Annotated in this window: 22 protein-coding genes; 8 read left to right on the plus strand and 14 right to left on the minus strand. The window is 45.4% G+C overall.

Features of this window, described 5'->3' with window-relative positions:
• Window position 1: 1 nt before the first annotated feature.
• Window positions 2-526 (minus strand): DUF4136 domain-containing protein, encoded by a 525-nt coding sequence (locus tag FNC98_RS05335; RefSeq protein ID WP_143580281.1) that lies wholly within the window; start codon window positions 524-526, stop codon window positions 2-4.
• A 410-nt stretch (window positions 527-936) separates the two neighbouring features.
• Between FNC98_RS05335 and FNC98_RS05340 the strand changes: the two genes are divergently transcribed.
• Window positions 937-2,292, plus strand: coding sequence for a glycoside hydrolase family 2 TIM barrel-domain containing protein (locus FNC98_RS05340; protein WP_143580282.1), 1,356 nt, complete (start codon window positions 937-939; stop codon window positions 2,290-2,292).
• Between the two features lie 6 nt (window positions 2,293-2,298).
• Here the strand turns inward: FNC98_RS05340 and FNC98_RS05345 are convergent, their stop codons facing one another.
• Both FNC98_RS05345 and FNC98_RS05350 read right to left on the minus strand, forming a co-directional pair.
• A complete protein-coding gene (locus FNC98_RS05345; RefSeq protein ID WP_143580283.1) occupies window positions 2,299-2,646 on the minus strand; it encodes a rhodanese-like domain-containing protein in 348 nt (115 codons plus the stop codon).
• A 6-nt stretch (window positions 2,647-2,652) separates the two neighbouring features.
• The gene (locus FNC98_RS05350; protein ID WP_144035467.1) at window positions 2,653-2,835 is read right to left on the minus strand and encodes a DUF2892 domain-containing protein; all 183 of its coding nucleotides are present in this window, start codon (window positions 2,833-2,835) and stop codon (window positions 2,653-2,655) included.
• 227 nt (window positions 2,836-3,062) lie between these two features.
• On the opposite strand from FNC98_RS05350, the gene FNC98_RS05355 reads away from it, so the two are divergent.
• The 3 genes from FNC98_RS05355 to FNC98_RS05365 are packed head-to-tail and all read left to right on the plus strand — an operon-like array spanning window position 3,063 to window position 7,826.
• On the plus strand, window positions 3,063-3,365 hold the full coding sequence (locus tag FNC98_RS05355; RefSeq protein WP_143580284.1) for an ArsR/SmtB family transcription factor: 303 nt from the start codon (window positions 3,063-3,065) through the stop codon (window positions 3,363-3,365).
• A 20-nt stretch (window positions 3,366-3,385) separates the two neighbouring features.
• Window positions 3,386-6,763, plus strand: coding sequence for an efflux RND transporter permease subunit (locus FNC98_RS05360; RefSeq protein WP_143580285.1), 3,378 nt, complete (start codon window positions 3,386-3,388; stop codon window positions 6,761-6,763).
• Complete coding sequence (locus FNC98_RS05365; protein WP_143580286.1) at window positions 6,756-7,826, plus strand: efflux RND transporter periplasmic adaptor subunit; 1,071 nt, start codon at window positions 6,756-6,758, stop codon at window positions 7,824-7,826. The genes FNC98_RS05360 and FNC98_RS05365 overlap by 8 nt, the downstream gene beginning before the upstream one ends.
• Before the next feature lie 176 nt (window positions 7,827-8,002).
• Here FNC98_RS05365 and FNC98_RS05370 read toward each other — a convergent pair whose 3' ends face one another.
• From FNC98_RS05370 to FNC98_RS05380, 3 genes are all read right to left on the minus strand, one after another.
• Window positions 8,003-8,605, minus strand: a complete 603-nt coding sequence (locus tag FNC98_RS05370; RefSeq protein WP_143580287.1) for a DUF3501 family protein — start codon at window positions 8,603-8,605, stop codon at window positions 8,003-8,005.
• Between the two features lie 288 nt (window positions 8,606-8,893).
• Window positions 8,894-10,234: a heterodisulfide reductase-related iron-sulfur binding cluster gene (locus tag FNC98_RS05375; RefSeq protein WP_143580288.1), complete on the minus strand. Its 1,341-nt coding sequence runs from the start codon at window positions 10,232-10,234 to the stop codon at window positions 8,894-8,896.
• Window positions 10,235-10,302: 68 nt separating this feature from the next.
• On the minus strand, window positions 10,303-10,722 hold the full coding sequence (locus tag FNC98_RS05380; protein ID WP_143580289.1) for a rubrerythrin family protein: 420 nt from the start codon (window positions 10,720-10,722) through the stop codon (window positions 10,303-10,305).
• 528 nt (window positions 10,723-11,250) lie between these two features.
• On the opposite strand from FNC98_RS05380, the gene sixA reads away from it, so the two are divergent.
• Complete coding sequence (sixA, locus tag FNC98_RS05385) at window positions 11,251-11,727, plus strand: phosphohistidine phosphatase SixA (protein WP_143580290.1); 477 nt, start codon at window positions 11,251-11,253, stop codon at window positions 11,725-11,727.
• A 48-nt stretch (window positions 11,728-11,775) separates the two neighbouring features.
• On the opposite strand, the gene smrB is transcribed toward sixA, so the two are convergent.
• Window positions 11,776-12,315, minus strand: a complete 540-nt coding sequence (smrB, locus tag FNC98_RS05390; protein WP_143580291.1) for an endonuclease SmrB — start codon at window positions 12,313-12,315, stop codon at window positions 11,776-11,778.
• 95 nt (window positions 12,316-12,410) lie between these two features.
• On the opposite strand from smrB, the gene prmB reads away from it, so the two are divergent.
• The 3 genes from prmB to FNC98_RS05405 all read left to right on the plus strand — a co-directional run bounded on the left by prmB (window position 12,411) and on the right by FNC98_RS05405 (window position 15,878).
• Window positions 12,411-13,346: a 50S ribosomal protein L3 N(5)-glutamine methyltransferase gene (gene prmB, locus FNC98_RS05395; protein WP_143580292.1), complete on the plus strand. Its 936-nt coding sequence runs from the start codon at window positions 12,411-12,413 to the stop codon at window positions 13,344-13,346.
• Between the two features lie 2 nt (window positions 13,347-13,348).
• Window positions 13,349-14,437 carry a chorismate synthase gene (gene aroC, locus FNC98_RS05400; protein ID WP_143580293.1) on the plus strand — a complete coding sequence of 363 codons (1,089 nt, stop codon included), beginning with the start codon at window positions 13,349-13,351 and terminating at the stop codon, window positions 14,435-14,437.
• A 262-nt stretch (window positions 14,438-14,699) separates the two neighbouring features.
• Window positions 14,700-15,878, plus strand: a complete 1,179-nt coding sequence (locus tag FNC98_RS05405) for an MFS transporter (RefSeq protein ID WP_185968074.1) — start codon at window positions 14,700-14,702, stop codon at window positions 15,876-15,878.
• Window positions 15,879-15,956: 78 nt separating this feature from the next.
• Here the strand turns inward: FNC98_RS05405 and lipA are convergent, their stop codons facing one another.
• From lipA to rodA, 7 genes are all read right to left on the minus strand, one after another.
• The gene (gene lipA / locus FNC98_RS05410; protein ID WP_143580295.1) at window positions 15,957-16,925 is read right to left on the minus strand and encodes a lipoyl synthase; all 969 of its coding nucleotides are present in this window, start codon (window positions 16,923-16,925) and stop codon (window positions 15,957-15,959) included.
• Window positions 16,926-16,929: 4 nt separating this feature from the next.
• A complete protein-coding gene (lipB, locus tag FNC98_RS05415) occupies window positions 16,930-17,538 on the minus strand; it encodes a lipoyl(octanoyl) transferase LipB (protein WP_144035468.1) in 609 nt (202 codons plus the stop codon).
• 98 nt (window positions 17,539-17,636) lie between these two features.
• A complete protein-coding gene (gene ybeD / locus FNC98_RS05420; RefSeq protein WP_185968075.1) occupies window positions 17,637-17,903 on the minus strand; it encodes a DUF493 family protein YbeD in 267 nt (88 codons plus the stop codon).
• Window positions 17,904-17,920: 17 nt separating this feature from the next.
• Window positions 17,921-18,775, minus strand: coding sequence for an aminotransferase class IV (locus FNC98_RS05425; protein WP_143580296.1), 855 nt, complete (start codon window positions 18,773-18,775; stop codon window positions 17,921-17,923).
• Window positions 18,776-18,778: 3 nt separating this feature from the next.
• On the minus strand, window positions 18,779-19,942 hold the full coding sequence (locus FNC98_RS05430) for a serine hydrolase (protein ID WP_143580297.1): 1,164 nt from the start codon (window positions 19,940-19,942) through the stop codon (window positions 18,779-18,781).
• Window positions 19,943-20,062: 120 nt separating this feature from the next.
• Entirely contained in the window at window positions 20,063-20,941 is an 879-nt protein-coding gene (locus FNC98_RS05435; RefSeq protein WP_143580298.1) for a septal ring lytic transglycosylase RlpA family protein, read from the minus strand.
• A gap of 69 nt (window positions 20,942-21,010) precedes the next feature.
• A complete protein-coding gene (gene rodA / locus FNC98_RS05440) occupies window positions 21,011-22,123 on the minus strand; it encodes a rod shape-determining protein RodA (protein ID WP_143580299.1) in 1,113 nt (370 codons plus the stop codon).
• Window positions 22,124-22,145 lie beyond the last annotated feature (22 nt).

Consider the following 22,145-nt stretch of genomic DNA (forward strand, 5'->3'; position numbering starts at 1 on the left):
ATTATTTTGGAAATTCATCCATTATCTTCGATACCGCGTAATCGAGTCTTTCTTTTGTTTCCATCACGGTTTTATCTTCTTGCACGTCACCTTCGGCGGCGCCATACCATATTGGCTGACCGGTCTGGGCGTCAAAGAACACAACAACTAGCGCCGCTTTAGGCACATTGGCCAGGCTCGGCAAGTTAGAATCATTGGTATCTATTTCTTCAATATGGTCCATATCAACGCCGGCTACATAAGTAACCAACATATCTGGGTTATAGGAATCTTCGCTCATTTCCCGGGCTCTTAATTCCCGGTCAATATAAAACTTAACTTCTTTGTCAGCGTCAAAACCCGGTGGCTCCCACTGGCCTTGTTCATCAAATGCGACCACAGCGGATCCCATCCAGGCGTAGGTCTCATAGCCAATAAAATCCACTTTGGGATCGACATCAGAGATGATCTCAATATCGTCATTGATGCTGGAACAGCCGGCAAGGCCAATTAGTGCGACAACAATCAATATTTTAAGTTTGATCATAGGAAGTACCTTAGTTTGTTGTTCGGTTGATGTGTACGGCGGGATCACGAAACTTTTTTAAGTTTAGACCAAGTTTTTCATTGGACTTGAATCAATTTCCTCGAGTAAGGTAATTGAAACAATAAGATAAAAAGGCGCCTAATACCAATCCCACTAAGTTTGTGCACAACTCAGAGTTAGGGCCGAGGTTCATTTACAACATAGATTTTATTGATATAGTCATTCTATATTAATGAAATATAGGGCAGTAAATGGGCCTCTCACTAACTCCCTACGGGTGAGTTTTAAAGGCGTTTATCCTGCGTTACTGATTTTGACAATGGAGTGACCATTCTCTGCAATCAAAGCCTTGTCTAAAAGCCTTTAAATTCTCACTGAGTGAGCAATAATTTAATGGGATTGGTATAACAATGAATAGCGGAAAAAGATGCAATACTCGATTACCAATATTGATGTTTTTACAGCTGTTACTTTTCGCTTTTCATGGCCATGCAAAAACCGATTGGTCTCCGAAAAAAGTAGAAATTGAAAAACAGCAAAATACTTATCAACTCATGGTCGACGGCCAACCGTTCACGGTAAAAGGTGTTGGGCTTGGCTGGAACCAAGGGAAAAACCTGGAAGCGTTAAAAGCTGCTGGGGGCAATAGCTTTCGCACCTGGAGCGCAGATAATGCCGACGAAATCCTGACGAAAGCCAAGGAGTTGGGGTTAATGGTAGCCCTGGGATTTGATACCGAGAAACAATTACATGGTTTCGACTATAACGATGAACAGACTGTTCGTGAACAATTTGAACGATTCAAGACGGTGGTTGATAAGTACAAAAATCATCCGAACCTTTTACTTTGGGTAATTGCCAACGAACCGAACCTGTTATTCGCTGAAGATGGCAGCTTAGCTAAGGTTAATCCGAAAGTGTATTTGGCTATCAATGAGATGATCGAATACATTCACAAAACCGACCCCAACCATCCGGTAACGTATACCTTTGCCGGAGCCATCAAAGAGCATATCGATGTTGCGCTTGAGCTTACGCCAACTGTCGATATCCTCTCGGTTCAGGTGTATGGGGATTTGCAGATTCTGCCAGAAGCGATTGAAGAGATTAATCGCGACATTCCGGTAATGGTTACCGAATACGGACCTACAGGATTTTGGGAGATGCCGACAACCCAGTGGGGTAGGGAGATTGAAGAGCCTAGCGCAGTAAAGGCCAAAGCGATGATGGCTCGTATTGAGAATACCCTGGTTAATGATCGCACCGGTAAAATTATCGGTAATTACGCATTTTACTGGGGGCAGAAACAGGAGCGCACACCAACCTGGTTTGGCATGTTCAATAAAGATGGCAGTGCCAATGCCAGAGTAGACGAAATGACACGTTTCTGGACCGGCAGCTATCCTAATAACCGTGCACCGCTCACTCAATCTATTAAGTTAAATCAACAATTGCCCCAGTCCAGTGTTATCGTCGCTCCTGGTGAAGAGCTGACAGCCGATGTTGTAGTCAAGGATCCCGAGAACGATGACTTAACCCATCAATGGCGTTTATTAACCGAAGTTACCGAGCGAAGTGATGGCGGCGCTTTTGAGCAAGAGCCACAAGCGGTGAAACTAAGTACTATTGAAACAATGAAGACTAAGGATGGGGTGCGCCTGAGTTTTAAAGCCCCAGAGCATGCGGGTGAATATCGGTTATTTATTTACAGCTATGATGGCAAAGGAAAAGTCGGCAATGCCAACTTTCCCTTTAAAGTTGAATAGTAAAACTTATTTAAACACTTGCTGAATGTCGGCAAATTTACAGCTAATTACTGTTACATCCTGATAGCCAACTCGGGCCAGCTGTTCCGCTGCAAAAGTCGCTCGGCCTGAGGTAGCACAGTGCAGATAAATCGGTCTCATCGGGTCTTTTTCACGTTCAACCAATTGCATTTCCAAAACACCGCGAGGAATGTTGATGCTGCCGGCAACCGCTTCTTTTTGATGCTCTCCAGGCTCTCTTACATCAATAAACAGAGCATCTTTCTCTGCCATTTCTTGCTGTGCCTGCTCAGCACTGATCTTGCGAACATTTGCGCTTGCCGCTTTTACTAACTCGGGAATAGTTTTCAGCATTTATTTTTACTCCTTAAATCCTACTGATCTTAATATCGTTATCATTGGGCACCATTTGGTGAAGGCTGACTGAATTAAGTTTAGTGCAATGAACACCGTAAAAAATACCCAGTTGGGGTGAACAAAGTGTGTTAATGCCAGGCTGACTAAAATCATAATCCCGGCTATGAGTCGTAAAGCCTGATGCATGCTGAATCCAGAAGTACTTGTCGCAGTATCGCTTTCCATGAAGCCTCCAAAAAATTGTCTAGTTACGCCGTTCAGTATATTAGATATTTTTAAATTAGCAAACTCTAATATTAGTCATTTCTAATTTAATGGTTTATACTCAACCTTAAATGGGAATTCTCAGCCTTAGATTGCGAGTCTTCCTGAACGCCAATAAATCAACTAATACCTCGATGAGAGGAGGGAAAATGGACGCACAGGCAATGGCTGGAAATGCCGAACAGGCGGAACAATTGCTAAAGCTTTTAGCCAATAAAAATCGTTTGATGCTTCTTTGCCGCTTAATGGATTCGGAGTGTTCAGTAACCGAATTAAATGAGCAGGTTCCTTTGGCACAATCCGCTTTATCACAGCATCTAGCCGCTCTGAGAAAGGCCAATGTCGTGAAAACCAGGCGTGACGCACAAACGATTTACTATGCGATAAGCGATGACAAAGCCGTAAAACTTATTGAACAGCTCTATGAACTGTTTTGTAAAAATGACGATTAATAAGCCGAGATAGTACGATAATGAACTCGCATCCGATCGATAACCTGGTAGCCAGGGCGCTACAGGGGAGAATTCCGCTGGTGATATTTTTCCTGTCACTGGTACTTGGGTTATTAGCTCTTAAGATCACACCTCGTGAAGAAGAACCGCAGATAGTGGTTCCAATGATTGATGTCTCCGTGCTTGCGCCAAACTTAACGGCGAACCAGGTAGAGCGACAGGTCACCATTCCTCTGGAAAAACTGTTATCGCAAATTTCCGGAATCGAACACATTTATTCGACCTCCATGGATGGCAAGTTACTGGTAACCTTGCGTTTTCACGTTGGTGAAGAAAGACAAAAAGCGATAGTAAATACTTACAATAAGCTCTACTCCAACCAGGACAAGCTTCCCGTTGTCGTCGACAAATGGCAGGTTAAACCTCAGGAAGTGGATGATGTGCCGATATTAATGCTCGGATTGTATAGCACTGTTCCCTCTCTTTATGACGATTTTCAATTACGTCGATTTGCCCAGGAAATATCTACTTCATTGCAACAAATCGATGATACCAGTGAGATTAACGTTGTTGGCGGCCGGCAACGGGCATTGCAAATTGATCTCGACATTCAGGCGCTTGCTGCCCGACAAACCACCGTACTCGATGTTGTCAGTGCCATTGATATTTCCAATCAACTGACTCGCCACGGTTCTCTAACCCTTTCTCATCAGCAGGTTGTTATTGAGTCTGGTGACGTATTTCGTAATGTCCAACAGTTGCAAAATATGGTGGTGAATATCATCAATGGCAAACCTGTGCTGCTCAAAGATGTGGCAAAAGTGACTGATGGACCGCAAGAGTTAAAATCTTATCAGTGGTTGCAACTAACCGACAGTAACAGCAAAACCAACGACCTTGCACTCGCGCAGCAGGCAGAATCCTTACCCCTGGTAACCATTAGTGTCGCCAAACAAAAAGGCAGTAATGCGGTATCGGTTAGTGCCAATGTACTGCAGTCTATGGAAGAGATAAGTCAAACCATCTTGCCTGAAGAAGTTAAATTCAAGCTGTTAAGAGATTATGGCCAAACCGCTAATGATAAAGTGAACAATCTTACATCATCGTTGGCTTTTGCGATATTTACCGTGGTGGTATTTATTGGCGTGTTCCTCGGCTGGCGTCCGGCACTCGTCGTTGGTCTGGCGGTGCCTGTATGTTATGGGCTGACATTGATGCTCGATTACATGTTCGGTTACACCATTAACCGCGTGACCTTATTCGCCCTTATTTTATCCCTTGGCCTGCTTGTTGATGATCCGATTACCGGTATCGACAACATTGAGCGTACGCTTAAGCAGGCAGGTCGCAATGCCAGCGAAAAAATTGTTGCGGCGATGCAGGAAATTCGTCCCGCATTGTTGATGTCTACGTTAACCATTATTCTGGCGTTTATACCCTTAGCCTTTATTACCGGGATGATGGGACCCTACATGGCACCGATGGCATTTAATGTTCCGGTATCGGTGATGATCTCAACCCTGGTCGCCTTTTTGGTTACTCCCTGGCTTGCTAAAAAATTTCTGAGAACCGAAAAGACTTCCCAAACCAAGTCAGCTCAATCTGAACACGCTGCAAGCGAATCGGCTATAACCGAATCTGCTCTGACACAGACAGGTACAAGCTTATATCGTCGTATTCTTAATCCTATTCTCGAGCGCCGCGGTCGAATCAAATTGGGATTGGTTGCGGTACTCATATTGTTCATCGCCTCGGCATCACTGCCAATCTTCCGAGCGGTGCCATTAAAGCTATTGCCTTTTGATAACAAAAATGAAATTCAGGTTTTACTGGATTTACCTGAAGGCGCTTCTCTTGAACAAACCGCAGCGTTAGCACAAAAGGTTTCAACAATCGCTCAGAGCTTACCGGAAGTCGAGGCTCTGGCCGTTTATGTGGGCGAGTCTTCCCCTATCGATTTTAATGGTTTAGTACGTGGGTATTATCAGCGACAGGGCCAACATCTTGGTGACATTCGGGTGGTTCTAATCGATAAAGAGGAACGCCAGCATCAATCTCACGGCGTTGTCCTGAGGTTACGGCAGCTTTTGGCGCCGTTGCAAACCGACGATATTTCGATAAAGGTTGTCGAAGTACCGCCAGGACCGCCGGTGATGAGCACCTTAGTGACCGAAGTCTATGCAGAACCTTTGGTAGACAAAGATATTCATTATCAAGCCGCGAATAAGGTAAAAGCACGTTTAGAACAAGAAGCTCATGTGGTCGAAGTGGATTCGAGCATGATTGCCAGTCAGCAGATCTCCCGGTTTGTCATTGATAAGCAAAAGGCAGCACTTTCCGGGATTTCCACTCAGGAAGTGAATCAAGCACTTGCTATTGCGGTTGATGGGTCATTTGCGGGTGTGTATCAGCAGCCATTTGATGCTCAGCCAATCCCAATCAAGGTAAAACTTCCTTTTGAAATAAGACAGGATTTATCTCATATCTCCGCCATGCAGTTAAAAGGCCGGATGGGTATTGCACAGCAAAACCAGGGGTTAGGACTGGAAAACGCGCCACAACCCATTGTACCTTTGGCCGAATTAGGAACATGGCAAACGAAATCCGTATCGCAGCCGATCATGCGTAAAGATCTTCGCCCGGTTATCTACGTAACTGCCGAGCTTTCCGGCCGCACACCGGCCGAAGTTATCGCCGATATAAGTAGTGATTTTAATCAACCTGAAGCGGCAGGCAAAGACTGGCAGCAACGCACATTTTTAAGCTCCGGTGCAGGCCTTGGCTGGAGTTTACCCGATGGCACCAGCTATTCGTTTTCCGGTGAAGGCGAGTGGCGCATTACCATTGATGTATTTCGCGATATGGGTATTGCCTTTGCTTTTGCGTTAACGGGTATCTTCATTGTCCTGAAGTGGCAGACTCAAAGCACCGCCTTGTCGTTAATTATTATGTCAGCGATTCCCTTGACCATCATCGGCATCATGCCCGGCTTTTTCCTGATGAATCAGTTTGGTGAAAGGGTTATTGCCGGGGCGCCAGAACCCGTGCTATTCACCGCTACAGCGATGATAGGCATGATAGCGTTGGCAGGGATAGTGGTCAGAAACTCGCTGATCCTGGTTGAGTTTATTTCTCAGGCCAGAGCCGCGGGGGCGAGCATAAAAGAAGCCATTTTAACCGCTGGCGAAGTGCGGATGCGGCCGGTATTGCTGACCGCCGGTACCACCTTGCTTGGTAACCTCATCATCACCCTGGATCCCGTTTTTAATGGCCTGGCACTGGCTATTATCTTCGGCATCATTGCATCGACATTGTTTTCATTGTTGGTGGTTCCCATGGTGTATTTTTTAGTATTTGATAAAGACTCAAACCCAGAAGGTATTTCGATTAATGACTAGTCAACCTATTACTCATCGAATCAAAATATTAGTCATGCCGCTGGTCGCTATCGCGGTGTTATTACTGGCTATTGCCTGGTTGGCAGGCGCGTTTAAAGACAAAGTTGAGCCTGCGGTTGTTGCCGCTAAAGACATGCCTTACCAGGCCGCGTTTACGGTTGAACGCCAAACCCTTGATGACTTTGAGTCATTTCCGGCAGCGCTGCAGGCGCGGGATGCGACATTGGTTTCAAGTCGGATATTGGCACGGATTGAAACCATCAATGTTCGCGCCGGGCAATTAATTGAAAAAGGCGATGTGCTGATAACCCTAAACAGTACCGATCTCGACGCCCGGGTTTCTCAGGCAAAAGCGCAGATAAGTGCGGTGAAGGCCAGAGCCGATGAAGCAGAGCGAAACTTTACTCGGGTTAAAGAATTGCAGAGTCAGGGGCTGGTTTCCAAAAGCGAACTGGACAATGCCAGTGCCAGTGCAAGGCAGACTAAAGCCCAGTTAATTGGTGCTAAGCAGGCCTTACAAGAAGCTGAATCGGCGTTAGCTTATGCAACCATTAAATCGCCGATATCCGGACGCGTTGTTGATCGACTCGCCGAGCCCGGTGATATGGCTACGCCAGGGCAAACGCTTTTAAGTTTATATAACCCATCCAGTTTGCAGGTGGTTGCCAATATTCGTGAATCCATAGCCTTGGATTTAACTGTTGGCGATTCGGTAAAAATAAAAATTGATAGTTTGCAGGAAATTCTTGATGGCACCGTTGGCGAAATTGTCCCCGCGGCTGATGCCAATGCGAGAAGCTTTGAGGTAAAAACTGATATTAAATTTAATCCTAAATTTCTACCCGGCATGTTTGCCCGGGTATTGGTAACAACCGGAAAAGTCGAACGTACGCTGGTGCCCCAAGAGTATTTGCGCCAGTTTGGGCAGATGGATATGGTGTGGGTTGCTAACAACCAACAGCTAACCCGACGTTATGTTCGTCTGGGGCGAACCTTTGGCGATAAAGTGGAAATCATTTCTGGTCTTGATCCAAACGAAGCTATTGCTCTTCCGGTAGAATAAGCTTTTGCTCTTTCCATGGATAGAAAGGGAATCGCTCTTCCTATGGCCAGCGAGTGAAAATCGATAACCCATTCCAGAAACGAGATCCAGAAAAGAGTTCTAAAAACGCGCTATAGAACTCATTCTCAAGGTCGTTGATGGCTGTTGGTGTGTTAGTATTTCAGTGTTCCAGTATTTTAGTGTTTTAGGGCTGGGGGATCGAAGTCCTCCTGTAACGCCCCTCTGACGTTGTCAGCGAGGGCCTCGTGCACCCGTGGGTAGTTGGCGTGCTCGACACCCACAAACACTGGCTCGCCTTGGAACCAGGCGGTGATCATCGCACGGCTAAATTCAAAGCGAAGGAAATGCACTGATGACGTCTTCTCATCGGTTTGCCGATCAAGGTCTTCATTGCAAATTGGGTGGACTTTTTCAAAATTTCCCACCTGTAGATACACGGCCTTTTCAATATTCAAAAGCTTTGCTAATTGCGCCTTTCGTTCTGTCACATCATCGTATTCGATTAGTAATGTTGCTTTAAGGTTGGAGCCGTCAGGAATTAACGGGTTATATGCTTCAAGCTCTTCGTTTATACCGGTCGCTTCAAATATCCGTTCAATGCGCAACATTTCCTGGATCTGATATTGGATAGTTTTTCTATCTTCAAACAAAATTCTTATATGTTCTGCAAGTGTCAGTTGCCGGTTTTTCTTATGAGCCATTACCTCATTGCGAAATGCTGGTCGAAACTGCGCGTAGTCTTCTAACGACCAAAGCTGTTGTCTGTCTAACTTTTCCATAATTTGCTCCTTATACCAATCCCATTAAATTATTGCTCACTCAGTGAGAATTTAAAGGCTTTTAGACAAGGCTTTGTTTGCAGAGAATGGTTATTCCATTATCTCAAAGTCGGCCAAAATCAGTAACGCGGGATAAACGCCTTTAAAAGTCACCCGTAGGGAGTTAGTGAGAGGCCCATTTACGGCCCTATATTTCATTAATATAGAATGACTATATCAATAAAATCTATGTTGTAACTGAACCTCTGCCCTAACTCTGAGTTGTGCACAAACTTAGCGGAATTGGTATCAATCTAACCCGTATGCCATTCGCAATAGGGTCATCGGGTGACTTGCGGTGTCTACCGATTCCGCCAGATGAACTATTTGTTTGCTAGCCATCGGGCAGTCGCTGGCGTGATATGCAGGCTTAACCTGGTCGACTTTGCGCACCACTGGTCGCGCTATTTTTACTGACTTATCATAAGATTCCGCTTTCACCGCGTAGGTACCATCATGACCTGAGCAACGTTCTTGAACGTGCACCTGAGTATTGGGGATCATCGACAAAATATCCCGGGTTTTCAGGCCGATATTCTGCACCCGCAAATGACAGGCTACCTGATAGGTGATGTCACCTAAATCTTTACTAAATTCGGTATTGAAAGCCCCTTGTTTGTGGCGTAGGAACAGGTATTCAAACGGATCAAAGAAGGCCTCTTTCACCGCTTGAACCTGCTCATCATCGGGATACATCAAGGGGATCTCTTGTTTGAACATTAGAACGCAAGAGGGGATGGTAGACGTCAGGTCGTAGCCTCTCATGACCAAATCATGCAGCATAGCAATATTGCTTTGTTTGGCTTTGTGTACGGCATCTAAATCGCCCAGTTCCAGTTTTGGCATGCCACAGCATACTTCACTCGGCGTCAACTCCACCTGAATGTTGTTGTGCTGGAATACCTTGATCAAGTCTAACCCGGTTTGCGCGTCATAACTGTTGCCATAACAACTGGTAAACAGCGCTACTTTACCTTTGGTTCTGCCAAGCTCTTCCACACGCTGAGGTTCAATCACTTTACCTGCTTGTTTGCGCAAAGTATTCGATGAAAATTCTGGCAATGGCGCTTTGTGATGGACGCCAAACGATTTTTCCAGGGTTTTTCGAAAGCCTTCACTTTTATTAAGCTTGTTGATGGTAACGTCAACGACCGGAATGGTGCCCATTTTTGCAACCATATCGGTGTTGGTAATAATACTGTCTCTTTTGCTAGCACCTTGCTCTTTAAAATGAATTGCTTTTGCTCTTAGCATCAAATGAGGAAAATCGACATTCCATTCGTGCGGAGGCACGTACGGACATTTGCTCATGTAGCACATATCACACAGGTAACATTGCTCTACCACTTTGTGATAATCGTCGGTACTGACACCATCGACTTCCATCGTCTCGGATTCGTCTACCAAATCGAATAACGTTGGAAATGCATCGCAAAGACTTACACAACGGCGGCACCCGTGGCAAATGTCATAGACCCGCTCAAGCTCTTTGTTGAGGCTGTCTTTGTTCCAGTAATCTTCGGATTGCCAGTCGATAGGATGTCGGGTAGGGGCTTCAAGACTCCCTTCCCGGTTTCTGTTTTCGCTCATGGTTTGACTCTCGCAAATAGGCTAAGAGCATCCTTCTCCGTTAAAGAGAAGGATGAGGGGACGTAAGGTTACTGGTCTAAATTGTCCAGGGCTTTCTGGAAGCGATTGGCATGACTACGCTCTGCTTTGGCAAGCGTTTCAAACCAGTCTGCAATTTCATCAAAACCTTCATCACGGGCGGTCTTCGCCATGCCCGGATACATGTCGGTATATTCGTGAGTCTCACCGGCAATCGCAGTTTTCAGGTTGGCTTCAGTACCCCCGAACGGCAGGCCGGTGGCCGGGTCGCCAGTTTCTTCAAGATATTCAAGATGGCCATGAGCATGGCCGGTTTCACCTTCAGCGGTCGAGCGGAAGACGGCTGCGACATCGTTGTAACCTTCGACATCGGCTTTAGAAGCAAAATAGAGATAGCGACGATTCGCCTGTGACTCACCCGCAAAGGCATCCTTGAGATTTTGTTCCGTTTTTGAATCTTTTAAAGACATAATGCCTCCATTTAAACAAGTAACGAAAGTACAACTAATAAAAGTACAAAGTAGTCAGCTTAACTATAGAAGATATTATCGGGCCTACTCGTGACTATTTTTGATTAGGTTGATTGAAAAAAATCGTTGATCCTGGATTGAACCGAAATTCACGAAACTGACAATCGTAACAATTTCGTAATTAGGGCGGTTAAACGGTATGACTTGTTAAATTTTGGTGCTAGTATCATCGATGAAAAAGAGAAATAAAGACTTTATACCAATGCCACTAAGTGTTTACTCGCTCAGTGAGAATTTAAAGGCTTTTAGGCAAGGCCTTGATTGCAGAGAATGGTCGCTCCATTTTCAAAATCAGTAACGTAGTATAAACGCCTTTAAAACTCACCCGTAGGGAGTTCACCAGAGGCTCATTTGCGGCCCTAGATTTCAGTAATATAGAATGACTATATCAATGAAATCTATGTTGCAACTGCACCTCTGCCCTAACTCTGAGCTGTGCAAAAATTTAATGGAATTGGTATTATTTCAATGAAGATATTTATCATGCGACATGGCGAAGCCGAGTTGCAGTCCGAATCCGATATGTCTCGTAAGCTCACCCAGCTCGGCGCTCTGGAAGCCGAAGTTATGGCGCGCTGGCTAACCAAAAAATCGGTAACTGTCGATGCGATTCTCGTCAGTCCTTATGTCCGAACTCAGCAAACCGCTGCACTTATGAATGAAAAGCTAGGTGGTGAATTGTCATTGCAAACGCTGTCGATGTTGACCCCGTCTGGTTCGGCAACCGATTGCCATGATTATCTTGATGGCACTCTAAGCCTTGAACGCTGGGAAAATATTTTGATTGTCTCGCACATGCCTCTGGTAAGTTATCTTACCGCTGAGCTCAGCCTGGAACGCAGTACACCAGTGTTTGCCACTGCGGCGATTGCCGAAATTGACTATGACGTTGAGCAAATGAAAGGAAATTTCTTAGGAATTTATACCCCGGACGATTTTTGCTAGTGTGCGTTATTGCGATTTAGAGCGCTTAAGCGCGCTGCTGTATCAGCGTTATTTGCTGAAAGGGTCGTCCGGTAAATCAAGCAGCACTAATAACGCTCCCATTCCACCCCATTCCAGCGGTGCCTGATGAAATGCCAGCACTGCAGGGTGTTGAACTAACCAATGTGGTACCTTAGTTTTCAGTACCCGATTGCCAATTCCATGGATAATACAGGCACATTTCACATGTTGTTTGATACAACTCGCTAATAAAGCAGCAATTTCTTGTTTTGACTCTTGTTGTTTGAGGCCATGCAGGTCTAAAATAAGCTCCGGAGTATATTCTCCACGACGTAATAGCTTGGCTTCAAAGCTGTCGGCATCTTCCCGAACATATTTCATCGGTCCCGTGCTTGGTAGCTGGGGCTCAAATTCATCGGAAAAATGAAATTGTTGTTTTTCAAAGCGTAAACGTTGGCTTTGTTGCTTCTTTTGCGATTGCGTAGGTTGTTTTAAATTTACCTTATCCTGTGAGATGGGTTTCACGGAACCCATGGCTTGTTCAAAAAGCGCTTTATCGTCTTGGTTAAGGGGAGTTTTAGATTTCATCTGGCTATTCTAGTTGATAGCGATTGACGAGAAAATAGTTAGGTTTGTTTTTGGGTGACAAATTTTTCCGAAAGTCACCAATTTTGGAGTTTTGTGTGTTAGAAATTAAAGTCAATGAAGTGGTTGAAGACTTAAAGACCATTCAGGATATGTTGCGATGGAGTGTCAGTCGTTTCAATGAAGTTGACTTGTTTTATGGTCATGGAACCGATAACCCATGGGACGAAGCCTTTACGTTAATTTGCTTTGCCCTGAACCTGCCTCCACATAAAGACGAGTCACTGCTTACGGCTCGACTAACACGTACAGAAAAACTTAGCATCATTGAATTGATTTTAAGACGCGCCGATGAGCGAATCCCCGCAGCCTATATCACTCATCAGGCTTACTTTGCGGGATTACCATTTTATGTGGATGAGCGGGTACTGGTGCCGCGTTCTCCAATTGGCGAGCTAATTCAGAATCGTTTCAGCGAACAGTTAGCACACGCTCCGAATCGAATTTTAGATTTGTGTACTGGTAGTGCCTGTATTGCCATTGCCTGTGCGTATCAATTCCCTGAAGCTGAGGTTGATGCGGTTGATTTATCGACCGATGCCTTGGATGTTGCGGCGATCAATGTTGAAAATCACCAGTTAGAGCATAGCGTATCTCTGATCCAGTCGGATTTGTTTGCCGGTGTTGCTGGCGCAAAATACGACTTGATTGTAACTAACCCACCGTATGTCGATGATGAAGATATCGCCGATATGCCAGACGAATTTCACCATGAGCCGGAAATGGGCCTTGGCTGCGGGCATGATGGTTTGGATTTAGTAAGAAAAATATTGGCGCAAAGTGCCCAGTTTTTAAATGATGATGGTATGTTAATCTGCGAAGTCGGAAACTCTATGGTTCATGTAATCGAGGAATATCCGGACGTACCATTTCAATGGCTCGACTTTGAGCTGGGTGGTTTAGGAGTTTTTGCAATTACCAAAGCGCAATTAGTTGAATTTAAGGAAACATTGGATAGTAAGGTAGTAGGGTAATTATGGCGGGAAATTCGATAGGGCAGTTATTCAAGGTCACCACCTTTGGTGAAAGTCATGGTTTGGCGCTCGGCGCGATCATTGATGGTTGTCCTCCAGGACTGGAAATAACAGAAGAAGATTTACAACGGGATTTGGACCGTCGCAAACCGGGCACCTCTCGATACACAACAGCCAGACGCGAAGCGGATCAGGTAAAAATTCTATCGGGTGTGTTTGAGGGTAAAACCACAGGTACGCCGATTGGTTTAATGATTGAAAATACCGATCAACGCTCGAAAGATTACAGCGAAATCGCTAACAGTTTCCGCCCCGGCCATGCCGATTACACCTATTGGCAAAAATATGGCATTCGCGATTATCGTGGCGGCGGCCGCTCGTCGGCGCGTGAGACAGCGATGCGCGTTGCTGCGGGCAGCATTGCCAAGAAGTATCTGGCACAGAAGTTTGGTGTTGAAATCCGCGCCTGTGTTAGCCAGATTGGTGATATAAAAGCCGAGAACTATGACTGGCAGCAAGTTGAACTTAACCCATTCTTTTTCCCTGATGCGTCAAAACTGGATGCTTTGGATGAATTGATCCGTGGCATTTTACGAGAGAAAGATTCTATCGGCGCCGCGGTTAAAGTTGTCGCAACAGGCATGCCAGTGGGCTTGGGTGAACCGGTATTTGATCGCCTGGATGCCGATTTGGCGCATAGCTTGATGAGCATTAATGCGGTAAAAGGTATTGAAATAGGCTCAGGCTTTGATGTCGTAAATCAACGTGGTAGCGAGCACCGTGACGAGATGACACCAGATGGTTTTTTGTCTAATCAGGCTGGCGGCGTGCTGGGCGGTATCTCTTCTGGACAGGATTTAGTGGCTAACATAGCACTAAAACCAACCTCCAGTATCGGTGTTTCCGGGAAAACCATTGATATCGAAGGTAACCCAAAAGACATCATTACCCGTGGTCGTCACGACCCGTGTGTCGGTATTCGCGCGGTACCAATTGCCGAAGCCATGATGGCCATCACCGTGATGGATCATGTGCTAAGACACCGAGCACAAAATGCCGACGTTCAGTGTCCTACACCTGTTATTGAGTGATACCAATCCACATTAAAGATTGATCATTCAGCAAATATTCGAAATGACAAGCTCACTGATTAAACCATCGAATATTATTGATATATAGTAAGGTAAATTGAATTAATGGTATTTCATATTTGCCCAGCTGGGAATGCCCGAGAGGCATTTCTACTGCGTACTCGATATTTGAAATGGAATGGCCATTCCTAAATATCAACGCCTTGTAGAACTCCCTCGGCTGACATTCTGAATAGCTCACATTTCAACGTGGATTGGTATATTGACGCTTCGACGAAAAACCTATGCCACCCTTAGCGGTGGCTTTTTTTGTTATTTTGCCCTGATTGGCCTATTCATGCCGTTCGCTTCCCTGTATCTGGATGCGAAAGGATTCGATGCACTACAAATTGGCGAAATCCTGGCAGTTGTTGCCGCCACCAAAATTATCGGTCCCGGGCTTTGGGCGCATATTGCCGACAAAAGTGGCCGTTTATCGAGAATAATCTTACTTGGCTGCATATTAACGGTAGCATCGTTAACCCTAGTGTTTGTCAGCGAAGGTTTCTGGCCGTTGCTGTTCACTTTTTCTTTGTTTATGTTGTTTTTCAATGGCATTTTACCGCAATTGGAAGTCCTTACATTAACCTCTATCCAGGGAGCGAGTCAGAATTATGCCCGCATTCGTTTATGGGGAAGCCTGGGCTTTATCGTTGCGACACTGACTTCTGGAGAAATTCTTTCCGTAACCTCACCTTTATACTTTCCTTACCTGGCGATGTTCTGGGTGGTGTTATTGACCTTGGTATCAACACTCAATCGTGATCCTAACATTGCAGTAACTTCGCCATCGTCTGAACCACAAACGTCGGTAATGAAGCGTATTCGCCACCCTGGGTTTATTTGCTTTTTGATCTCCGGTTTATTAATGCAAATAAGCTTTGGACCATTTTATAATTTCTTTGCGCTTTATCTCAGAGATGCTGGCTTTGATACCAGTTATGTTGGCGTTTTTATGGGCGTAGCAATAGTTGTCGAACTGGCGATGTTCTATGGCGCCTATCTGTTTTTCAAAGCATGGTCGGTAAATACGATTTTCATCTTTTGCTTTTTGATAACCTCGGTTCGCTGGCTATTGACCGCCTTATATGCCGATAATGCGCTTATTCTGGCAATTGCGATGAGTATGCATGCGGTTAGCTTTGCCCTTTATCACTGCGCCTGTATGGCATTTTTTCAGCGCTATTTCAGCCACTCTCAGCAAAACCGCGCACAGGCAATGTACAACGGGCTTTTCTATGGGGTAGGTGGTGCGGTAGGTGCTATCGTTACTGGTTGGTTGTGGAATCAATCCGGTTCCGGTGAAACCAGCTTCCTGGTAGCGTCAGTCGCGGCAATGCTAGGCCTGATATTTGTGATATTCACGCCAAAAGTGAGTCTCAAAAGCGAGTCAACTGCCTAAATACATTTACCTGAGCCAGATACAAAAAAGGCACTGGTTAACAGTGCCTTTTATACTTTGAACTTCGACAGCTAGCGATTATTTAACTTCTTCACCAGCCGCTTGCTTGTCTGCATGGTAGCTTGAGCGAACCAGTGGACCACAGGCTGCATGTTCAAAGCCCATTTTTTCAGCTTCCTGACGGAACATTTCAAACTCATCTGGGTGAACATAACGTTCAACCGGTAAGTGATGCTTAGAGGGCTGTAGGTACTGACCTATGGTCAGCATGGTTACACCATGGGCACGTAAATCGCGCATCACTTCAAGAATCTCTTCATTGGTTTCACCTAAACCTACCATCAAACCTGATTTGGTTGGAACGTCAGGATTGGCTTCGCCGAACTTCTTCAAAAGATCCAATGACCATTGATAGTTTGCACCCGGACGAGCCTTTTTGTACAAGCGCGGCGCCGTTTCCATATTGTGGTTGAATACGTGTGGCGGATGCGAATTTAATATCTCTAACGCTCTGTCCATACGACCGCGGAAATCCGGTACCAGAATTTCGACTTTGGTGTGCGGCGCATGTTCGTCGATTTCACGAATACAGTCGGCAAATTGTTGAGCCCCACCATCGCGCAGATCATCACGGTCTACTGAGGTGATAACCACGTATTTCAACGCCATATCTTTTAACGTCATCGCCAGTTTTTTCGGCTCTTCTGCATCCGGTGCCAACGGACGACCATGGCCAACGTCACAGAAAGGACAACGGCGGGTACAGATGTCACCCAGGATCATAAAGGTGGCGGTACCATGGTTAAAACATTCCGCCAGATTAGGGCAGGAAGCTTCTTCACAAACTGAGTGCAAACCGCCTTTACGTAAGCCCGCTTTCACCTTATCGATGTTTTCACTGGTACGAGGCAATTTGATTTTTAGCCAATCCGGCTTGCGCAACATGGTTTCACGCTCTGAAGGAATGACCTGAATCGGAATGTGCGCCATTTTTTCCGCGTCACGTAATTTTGTGCCCGGAGCCACACGAGTCGTTGCTTTGCTCATGAACTTAGTTTAATCCTGTTTGATGGCGAACGTCTTGCGTTGCCAATAATTGTTGAATCTCTGATACCAAGGCAACACCTGCCTCACTCACTTGTTGTGGACCACCAATATCGGCAGTTTGAATCATTTCCATTCCGGCATAACCACATGGGTTGATTCGTAAAAACGGTGATAAATCCATATTGATGTTGATGGCTAAACCATGGAAAGTGCAGCCTTTTCGCACTCTCAGGCCTAACGATGCAATCTTACGACCGTCAACATAAACCCCAGGCGCGTCAGGTCTTGCAAAAGCTTCAACATCAAACTGTGCCAACATATTAATGATTGAGTTTTCAATCATGGTCACTAAATCGCGAACACCGAGCTTACGGCGTTTTAAATCGATGAGAAAATATATTACCTGCTGTCCCGGACCGTGATAGGTTACCTGACCACCACGGTCAACCTTGACCACAGGAATATCACCGGGCATCAACAAATGTTCTTCTTTACCGGCCTGGCCCTGGGTGAATACTGGCGGGTGCTCTACCAGCCACAATTCGTCAAGGCTCTGTTCGTCGCGATTATCGGTGTAATCTTGCATCGCCCGCCACACGGTTTCATAGTCCATGGTGTCTAACTGGCGTATTACGAGAGGTTGGCTCACTGTCTACTTCCTGGGAAATTAAGTGCCGGCATTATAATCTTTCTAATTCCAAAGACCAATGCTTACAATACGTAACGAACTTCTTCGATAGCGGACAGTTCCGTATACAACTTCTCGATGTGTTCCTGGCTAGTAACGGTTACGGCCACAGATACTGAATGATAAGTCCCTTTACTGCTCGGCTTAATAGACGGCGCATAATCGCCCGGGGTGTCATTTTGCAATACAGCGACAACCAGATCCGGCAGATGATCAACGGCAACACCCATGACTTTGAAATTCAGCACGCATGGGAATTCCAATAGTTCGTTAAATTTGGTTTTCATCATAATAAATACTACTTACGTCACAATAATTGGGATTTAAAATCCTGAAGGGCGCTGGAAATCCGTGTCGTTAACGGCCCAATTTCTCCTGAGCCGATTATTTTATCATCAATTGCAACAATAGGTGAAATCTCACGGGTAGAGCTGCAAATCCAGATTTCATCGGCCTCAGGCAATTCCTCTATATGGATACGTTGTTGGTAAACTTCAAGCCCATGTTGCAGACAAAGTTCGATAATTAAATCCCGGGTAATACCACCAAGAATGAACTGGCTTTTTGGCGGCGTGTAAATCTTGTCGCTTTTCACCACAAACACATTTGAACTTGCGCCTTCGGTAAGTTCGTTATCACGGTAAAGTATAGCCTCATCAAAGCCCTGAGCTTTGGCTCGGTTTATCAGTAAGGTATTGGCCAGCAGGGCAATGGATTTGATATCACAATGCAGCCAGCGGATATCTTCCATCAAGGTAGCACGCTGCGGCGTTAATGTTTGCGCCGAGTCTTTGAGTGTTGAACTCATGATCAATACGCTAGGTTTTGGCTTTGCCATTACCTGGTGCTGTCTGTATGGTTCAGAGCCGCGGGTTACCTGTAAATAAATTGATTGGTTCTCGCCAAGGTGCTCAACATTAAGAGCAACCACCTCATCGATAAGGTCTAGCCAACGCTGTTCATCAAAAGGGGAGGGCAAATCAATTTTCTTGAGGGAATCAAACAGACGAGTTAAGTGTTGTTTGCTGCGAAATGGGGTCTTTCGATACACAGGAATGACTTCATAAACCCCGTCCGCAAACAAAAAACCTCGGTCAAGGACCGAGATTTTTGCGTGTTCTTTGGCGATGAATTCGCCATTCAGATAAACAATATCTGTCATTAATTATTGAAACTGAAGCTTGATATAATCAACCGCGCGACTGAACATACCGCCTTCATTAATTTCCTGTAATGTCACTAACGGGTACTCAGCTACCGTTTCACCTTCTAGCTCAAGGGTAACGGTGCCAACAACTTCGCCTTTGCTTAATGGCGCTTCCAACTGACGGTCAAGAACAAAGTTTGCTTCCAGGTTTTTACGCTGGCCACGAGGAATGGTAATCTTTGCGTCGGTAATAATACCTAAGTCCACTTCTTCCTGGTCACCCATCCAAACACGGTTGGTCGCAAACGTATCACCCGCTTCAAACGCGGTGTAAGTTTCAAAGAAACGGAAACCGTAGTTAAGCAGTTTTTTGCTCTCAATTTTACGAGCTTGCTCACTCTTAGCACCCATAACAACAGAGATTAAACGCATGTCACCTTTAGTCGCTGAGGTTACCAGGTTATAACCGGCTTTAGAGTGGTGGCCGGTTTTCAAACCGTCAACATTCATGCTCTTATCCCATAACAAAGAGTTACGGTTATATTGCTTAATATTGTTGTAAGTGAAAGATTTCTGTTTGTACAAGGCATACTCATCTGGCACGTCACGAATCAGTGCTGCTGCCAGAGTTGCCATATCGCGTGGTGTTGTATAGTGCTCGTTACCACTTAGTCCATGACTGTTCTGGAAGTTAGTGCCTAACATCTGTAATTGCTGAGAGTGGGCGTTCATCAAATCCGCGAAGGCACTTTCACTACCAGCAATATGCTCGGCCATCGCTACACAGGCATCATTACCTGAAGCCACGATAATACCTTGATTCAGTAAATCAACAGGAACTTCGGTACCCACTTCGATGAACATTTTTGAAGAGTCTGGGAAGTTCTTGGCCCAGGCATTTTCACTAATTGGTACTAAATCGGTTTTATTGATGTTACCGGCCTGGATCTCTTTACCTATGATGTAGCTGGTCATCATTTTGGTGAGGCTGGCAGGCTCTAATTGTACATCTGCATTGCCTTCGGTGATGATTTTACCGGTATCAAAATCCAGTAAAATGTAGCCTTCGGCGTTAATTTTTGGTGCATCGGGAATGATAGTGGCTGCGGTCGAGGTCAATGAAGACGTGGCCAAAACTATGCCACTGATAAAAGATATCAATTTTTGAGCTGACTTAGTCATTGTTTTCCTGTGATTTTTTTCTAAAGTGCCGGCAGACATTCGTCTGCAGGGCAGTTATTAGCGCGAAATTTGCCCTACAGTATATCAGTTTGAGAGCAAAGGTATAGGGGCTAGAGGCCACTATTTCAGGGCTGTTGTAGGGTAGGCTTCCGGGTAACCTTGTTGATGCAGGTTGCTTAAAACACTATCTACTTCAGAACTGTTATCTATTGGTCCTATCTGCACCCGATAAAGTTCATTATTTTGGGTCAAATTTACGGGTACCTGAAGCAGGAATTTCAAGCCTTTAGCGGTATTTTCCGCTAGCGCTTTTTCGCGGGTAACCAATACATGGATGTACTTGTTGGCGATATTACTGGTAATTGGCGCCAGTGGCGTTGGTCTGCTGGCAACGGCAGGTTGGGCGTTTGCGCTGGTAAACTGGGCAATGTTAGTGGCCGTTATAGCTTCAACTTTTACTTTTGCCGTACCTTGCTGGAGCATATCCAGCTTAAATGCGGCGCTATAAGACAAATCAATAATGCGATTGTGGTGGAATGGACCTCGATCGTTAATACGAACAATCACCGATTTATTGTTAGCAAGATTCGTTACCCGGGCATAGGTGGGAATAGGCAGGGTTTTATGAGCGGCACTAAATCCATACATGTCATAGATCTCGCCATTCGAGGTTTTATGACCGTGGAATTTTTTGCCATACCAGCTCGCCATACCCACTTTTACATAATTATCGGCACTTGGTAACACCGAATAGGACTTGCCAAACACCTTGTAATCTTTGTTGCCACCGCGACTCTTTGCAACGATTTGCGGTAAAGGCTCCTGCAATTGCGTTTGATCTGGCAGGCGTGTCGGAATAGAGTCGTGCTTTTGGTTGTAACGGGTACGCTGATATTCATCACCGCCGGTGACAGGCCGCGGTGCAGAGGAACAGGCCGCTAACGCACTGACCAGTGCCGAGATAAGAAGAAATCGTGAATGCTTCATCGTCTGTGTCATTGTTATTGTTCTCTTTGCCGCTTTGGGCAGTTTTTTATAATGTAATTTTTATCGATGGTCCTGTCTAGATCAGGAAATTAATCGTCTATGAGTACTTATTCCCATTAAAACCCCGAAGGCCATCATCAGAGTTACCATCGACGTTCCGCCGTAACTTATCAGTGGCAAAGGCACACCGACAACCGGCAAGATCCCAGATACCATACCAATGTTTACGAACACGTATACGAAAAAGGTCAAGGTGATACTACCGGCCAGTAATTTGGTAAAGGCATCCTGAGCCATTACCGATATCCAAAGTCCGCGCATTACAATCAACAAATAAAGGGCGAGCAGGGCGATGACACCGATTAATCCGAATTCTTCACTGAATACCGCAAAAATAAAATCAGTGTGGCGCTCTGGTAAAAATTCCAGTTGTGACTGAGTCCCTTGCAACCAGCCTTTACCGGTGAGACCGCCAGAACCAATGGCTATTTTAGACTGAATAATGTGATAACCGGCACCTAATGGGTCTTGCTCCGGATCGAGAAAAGTAAGCACCCGCTGCTTTTGGTAATCACGCATCAGGTAAAACCAAAGTATTGGCAGGAATGCCACCACACCGGCAACGCAAATGCCAATCAGCCGCCAGCTTGCCCCGGCAAGAAAAATAACGAAAATCCCTGAACTGGCAATCAACAATGATGTACCTAAATCTGGTTGTTTGGCGATTAAAAGCGTCGGCACTATTACCAGCGCAAAGGCTACCAACACATGACGAATCTTAACCGGCAAATTGTACTGACTAATGAACCAGGCGACCGTCATAGGCACCACAAGTTTCATGATTTCTGATGGTTGGAACTTAATAAAACCAAGATCTAACCAGCGCTGCGCACCTTTACCCACATGACCAAATAGCAGCACCGCGACTAACATTGCCAAGCCGAATACAAATACCACCACAGCCCAGCGTTGAAACACCACAGGCGGGATTTGCGCAACGATAAACATAGCTACCAGAGCAATACCAAGACGAGTGATTTGACGGATAACTAAACCGGTATCCTGACCGCCAGCGCTGTAAATAACGGCAAGGCCTACTGCCATTAATACTAATAGCAGTCCCAACAGCGGAAAATCGATATGTATGCGCTCGAAAAATGTTTTCTTTTTAGGTTCGTCAGTAACCGCTTGCATAATTTCAGACCGTATCTCTTTT

Source organism: Thalassotalea sp. PS06, from assembly GCF_007197775.1.
Classification (GTDB): domain Bacteria; phylum Pseudomonadota; class Gammaproteobacteria; order Enterobacterales; family Alteromonadaceae; genus Thalassotalea_A.

Excerpts from the sequence above, each read along its gene's own strand:
- FNC98_RS05335 (WP_143580281.1), bottom strand. The coding sequence starts at position 526 with ATGATCAAACTTAAAATATTGATTGTTGTCGCACTAATTGGCCTTGCC.
- FNC98_RS05340 (WP_143580282.1), top strand. The coding sequence starts at position 937 with ATGAATAGCGGAAAAAGATGCAATACTCGATTACCAATATTGATGTTT.
- FNC98_RS05345 (WP_143580283.1), bottom strand. The coding sequence starts at position 2,646 with ATGCTGAAAACTATTCCCGAGTTAGTAAAAGCGGCAAGCGCAAATGTT.
- FNC98_RS05350 (WP_144035467.1), bottom strand. The coding sequence starts at position 2,835 with ATGCATCAGGCTTTACGACTCATAGCCGGGATTATGATTTTAGTCAGC.
- FNC98_RS05355 (WP_143580284.1), top strand. The coding sequence starts at position 3,063 with ATGGACGCACAGGCAATGGCTGGAAATGCCGAACAGGCGGAACAATTG.
- FNC98_RS05360 (WP_143580285.1), top strand. The coding sequence starts at position 3,386 with ATGAACTCGCATCCGATCGATAACCTGGTAGCCAGGGCGCTACAGGGG.
- FNC98_RS05365 (WP_143580286.1), top strand. The coding sequence starts at position 6,756 with ATGACTAGTCAACCTATTACTCATCGAATCAAAATATTAGTCATGCCG.
- FNC98_RS05370 (WP_143580287.1), bottom strand. The coding sequence starts at position 8,605 with ATGGAAAAGTTAGACAGACAACAGCTTTGGTCGTTAGAAGACTACGCG.
- FNC98_RS05375 (WP_143580288.1), bottom strand. The coding sequence starts at position 10,234 with ATGAGCGAAAACAGAAACCGGGAAGGGAGTCTTGAAGCCCCTACCCGA.
- FNC98_RS05380 (WP_143580289.1), bottom strand. The coding sequence starts at position 10,722 with ATGTCTTTAAAAGATTCAAAAACGGAACAAAATCTCAAGGATGCCTTT.
- sixA (WP_143580290.1), top strand. The coding sequence starts at position 11,251 with ATGAAGATATTTATCATGCGACATGGCGAAGCCGAGTTGCAGTCCGAA.
- smrB (WP_143580291.1), bottom strand. The coding sequence starts at position 12,315 with ATGAAATCTAAAACTCCCCTTAACCAAGACGATAAAGCGCTTTTTGAA.
- aroC (WP_143580293.1), top strand. The coding sequence starts at position 13,349 with ATGGCGGGAAATTCGATAGGGCAGTTATTCAAGGTCACCACCTTTGGT.
- lipA (WP_143580295.1), bottom strand. The coding sequence starts at position 16,925 with ATGAGCAAAGCAACGACTCGTGTGGCTCCGGGCACAAAATTACGTGAC.
- lipB (WP_144035468.1), bottom strand. The coding sequence starts at position 17,538 with ATGGACTATGAAACCGTGTGGCGGGCGATGCAAGATTACACCGATAAT.
- ybeD (WP_185968075.1), bottom strand. The coding sequence starts at position 17,903 with ATGATGAAAACCAAATTTAACGAACTATTGGAATTCCCATGCGTGCTG.
- FNC98_RS05425 (WP_143580296.1), bottom strand. The coding sequence starts at position 18,775 with ATGACAGATATTGTTTATCTGAATGGCGAATTCATCGCCAAAGAACAC.
- FNC98_RS05430 (WP_143580297.1), bottom strand. The coding sequence starts at position 19,942 with ATGACTAAGTCAGCTCAAAAATTGATATCTTTTATCAGTGGCATAGTT.
- FNC98_RS05435 (WP_143580298.1), bottom strand. The coding sequence starts at position 20,941 with ATGACACAGACGATGAAGCATTCACGATTTCTTCTTATCTCGGCACTG.
- rodA (WP_143580299.1), bottom strand. The coding sequence starts at position 22,123 with ATGCAAGCGGTTACTGACGAACCTAAAAAGAAAACATTTTTCGAGCGC.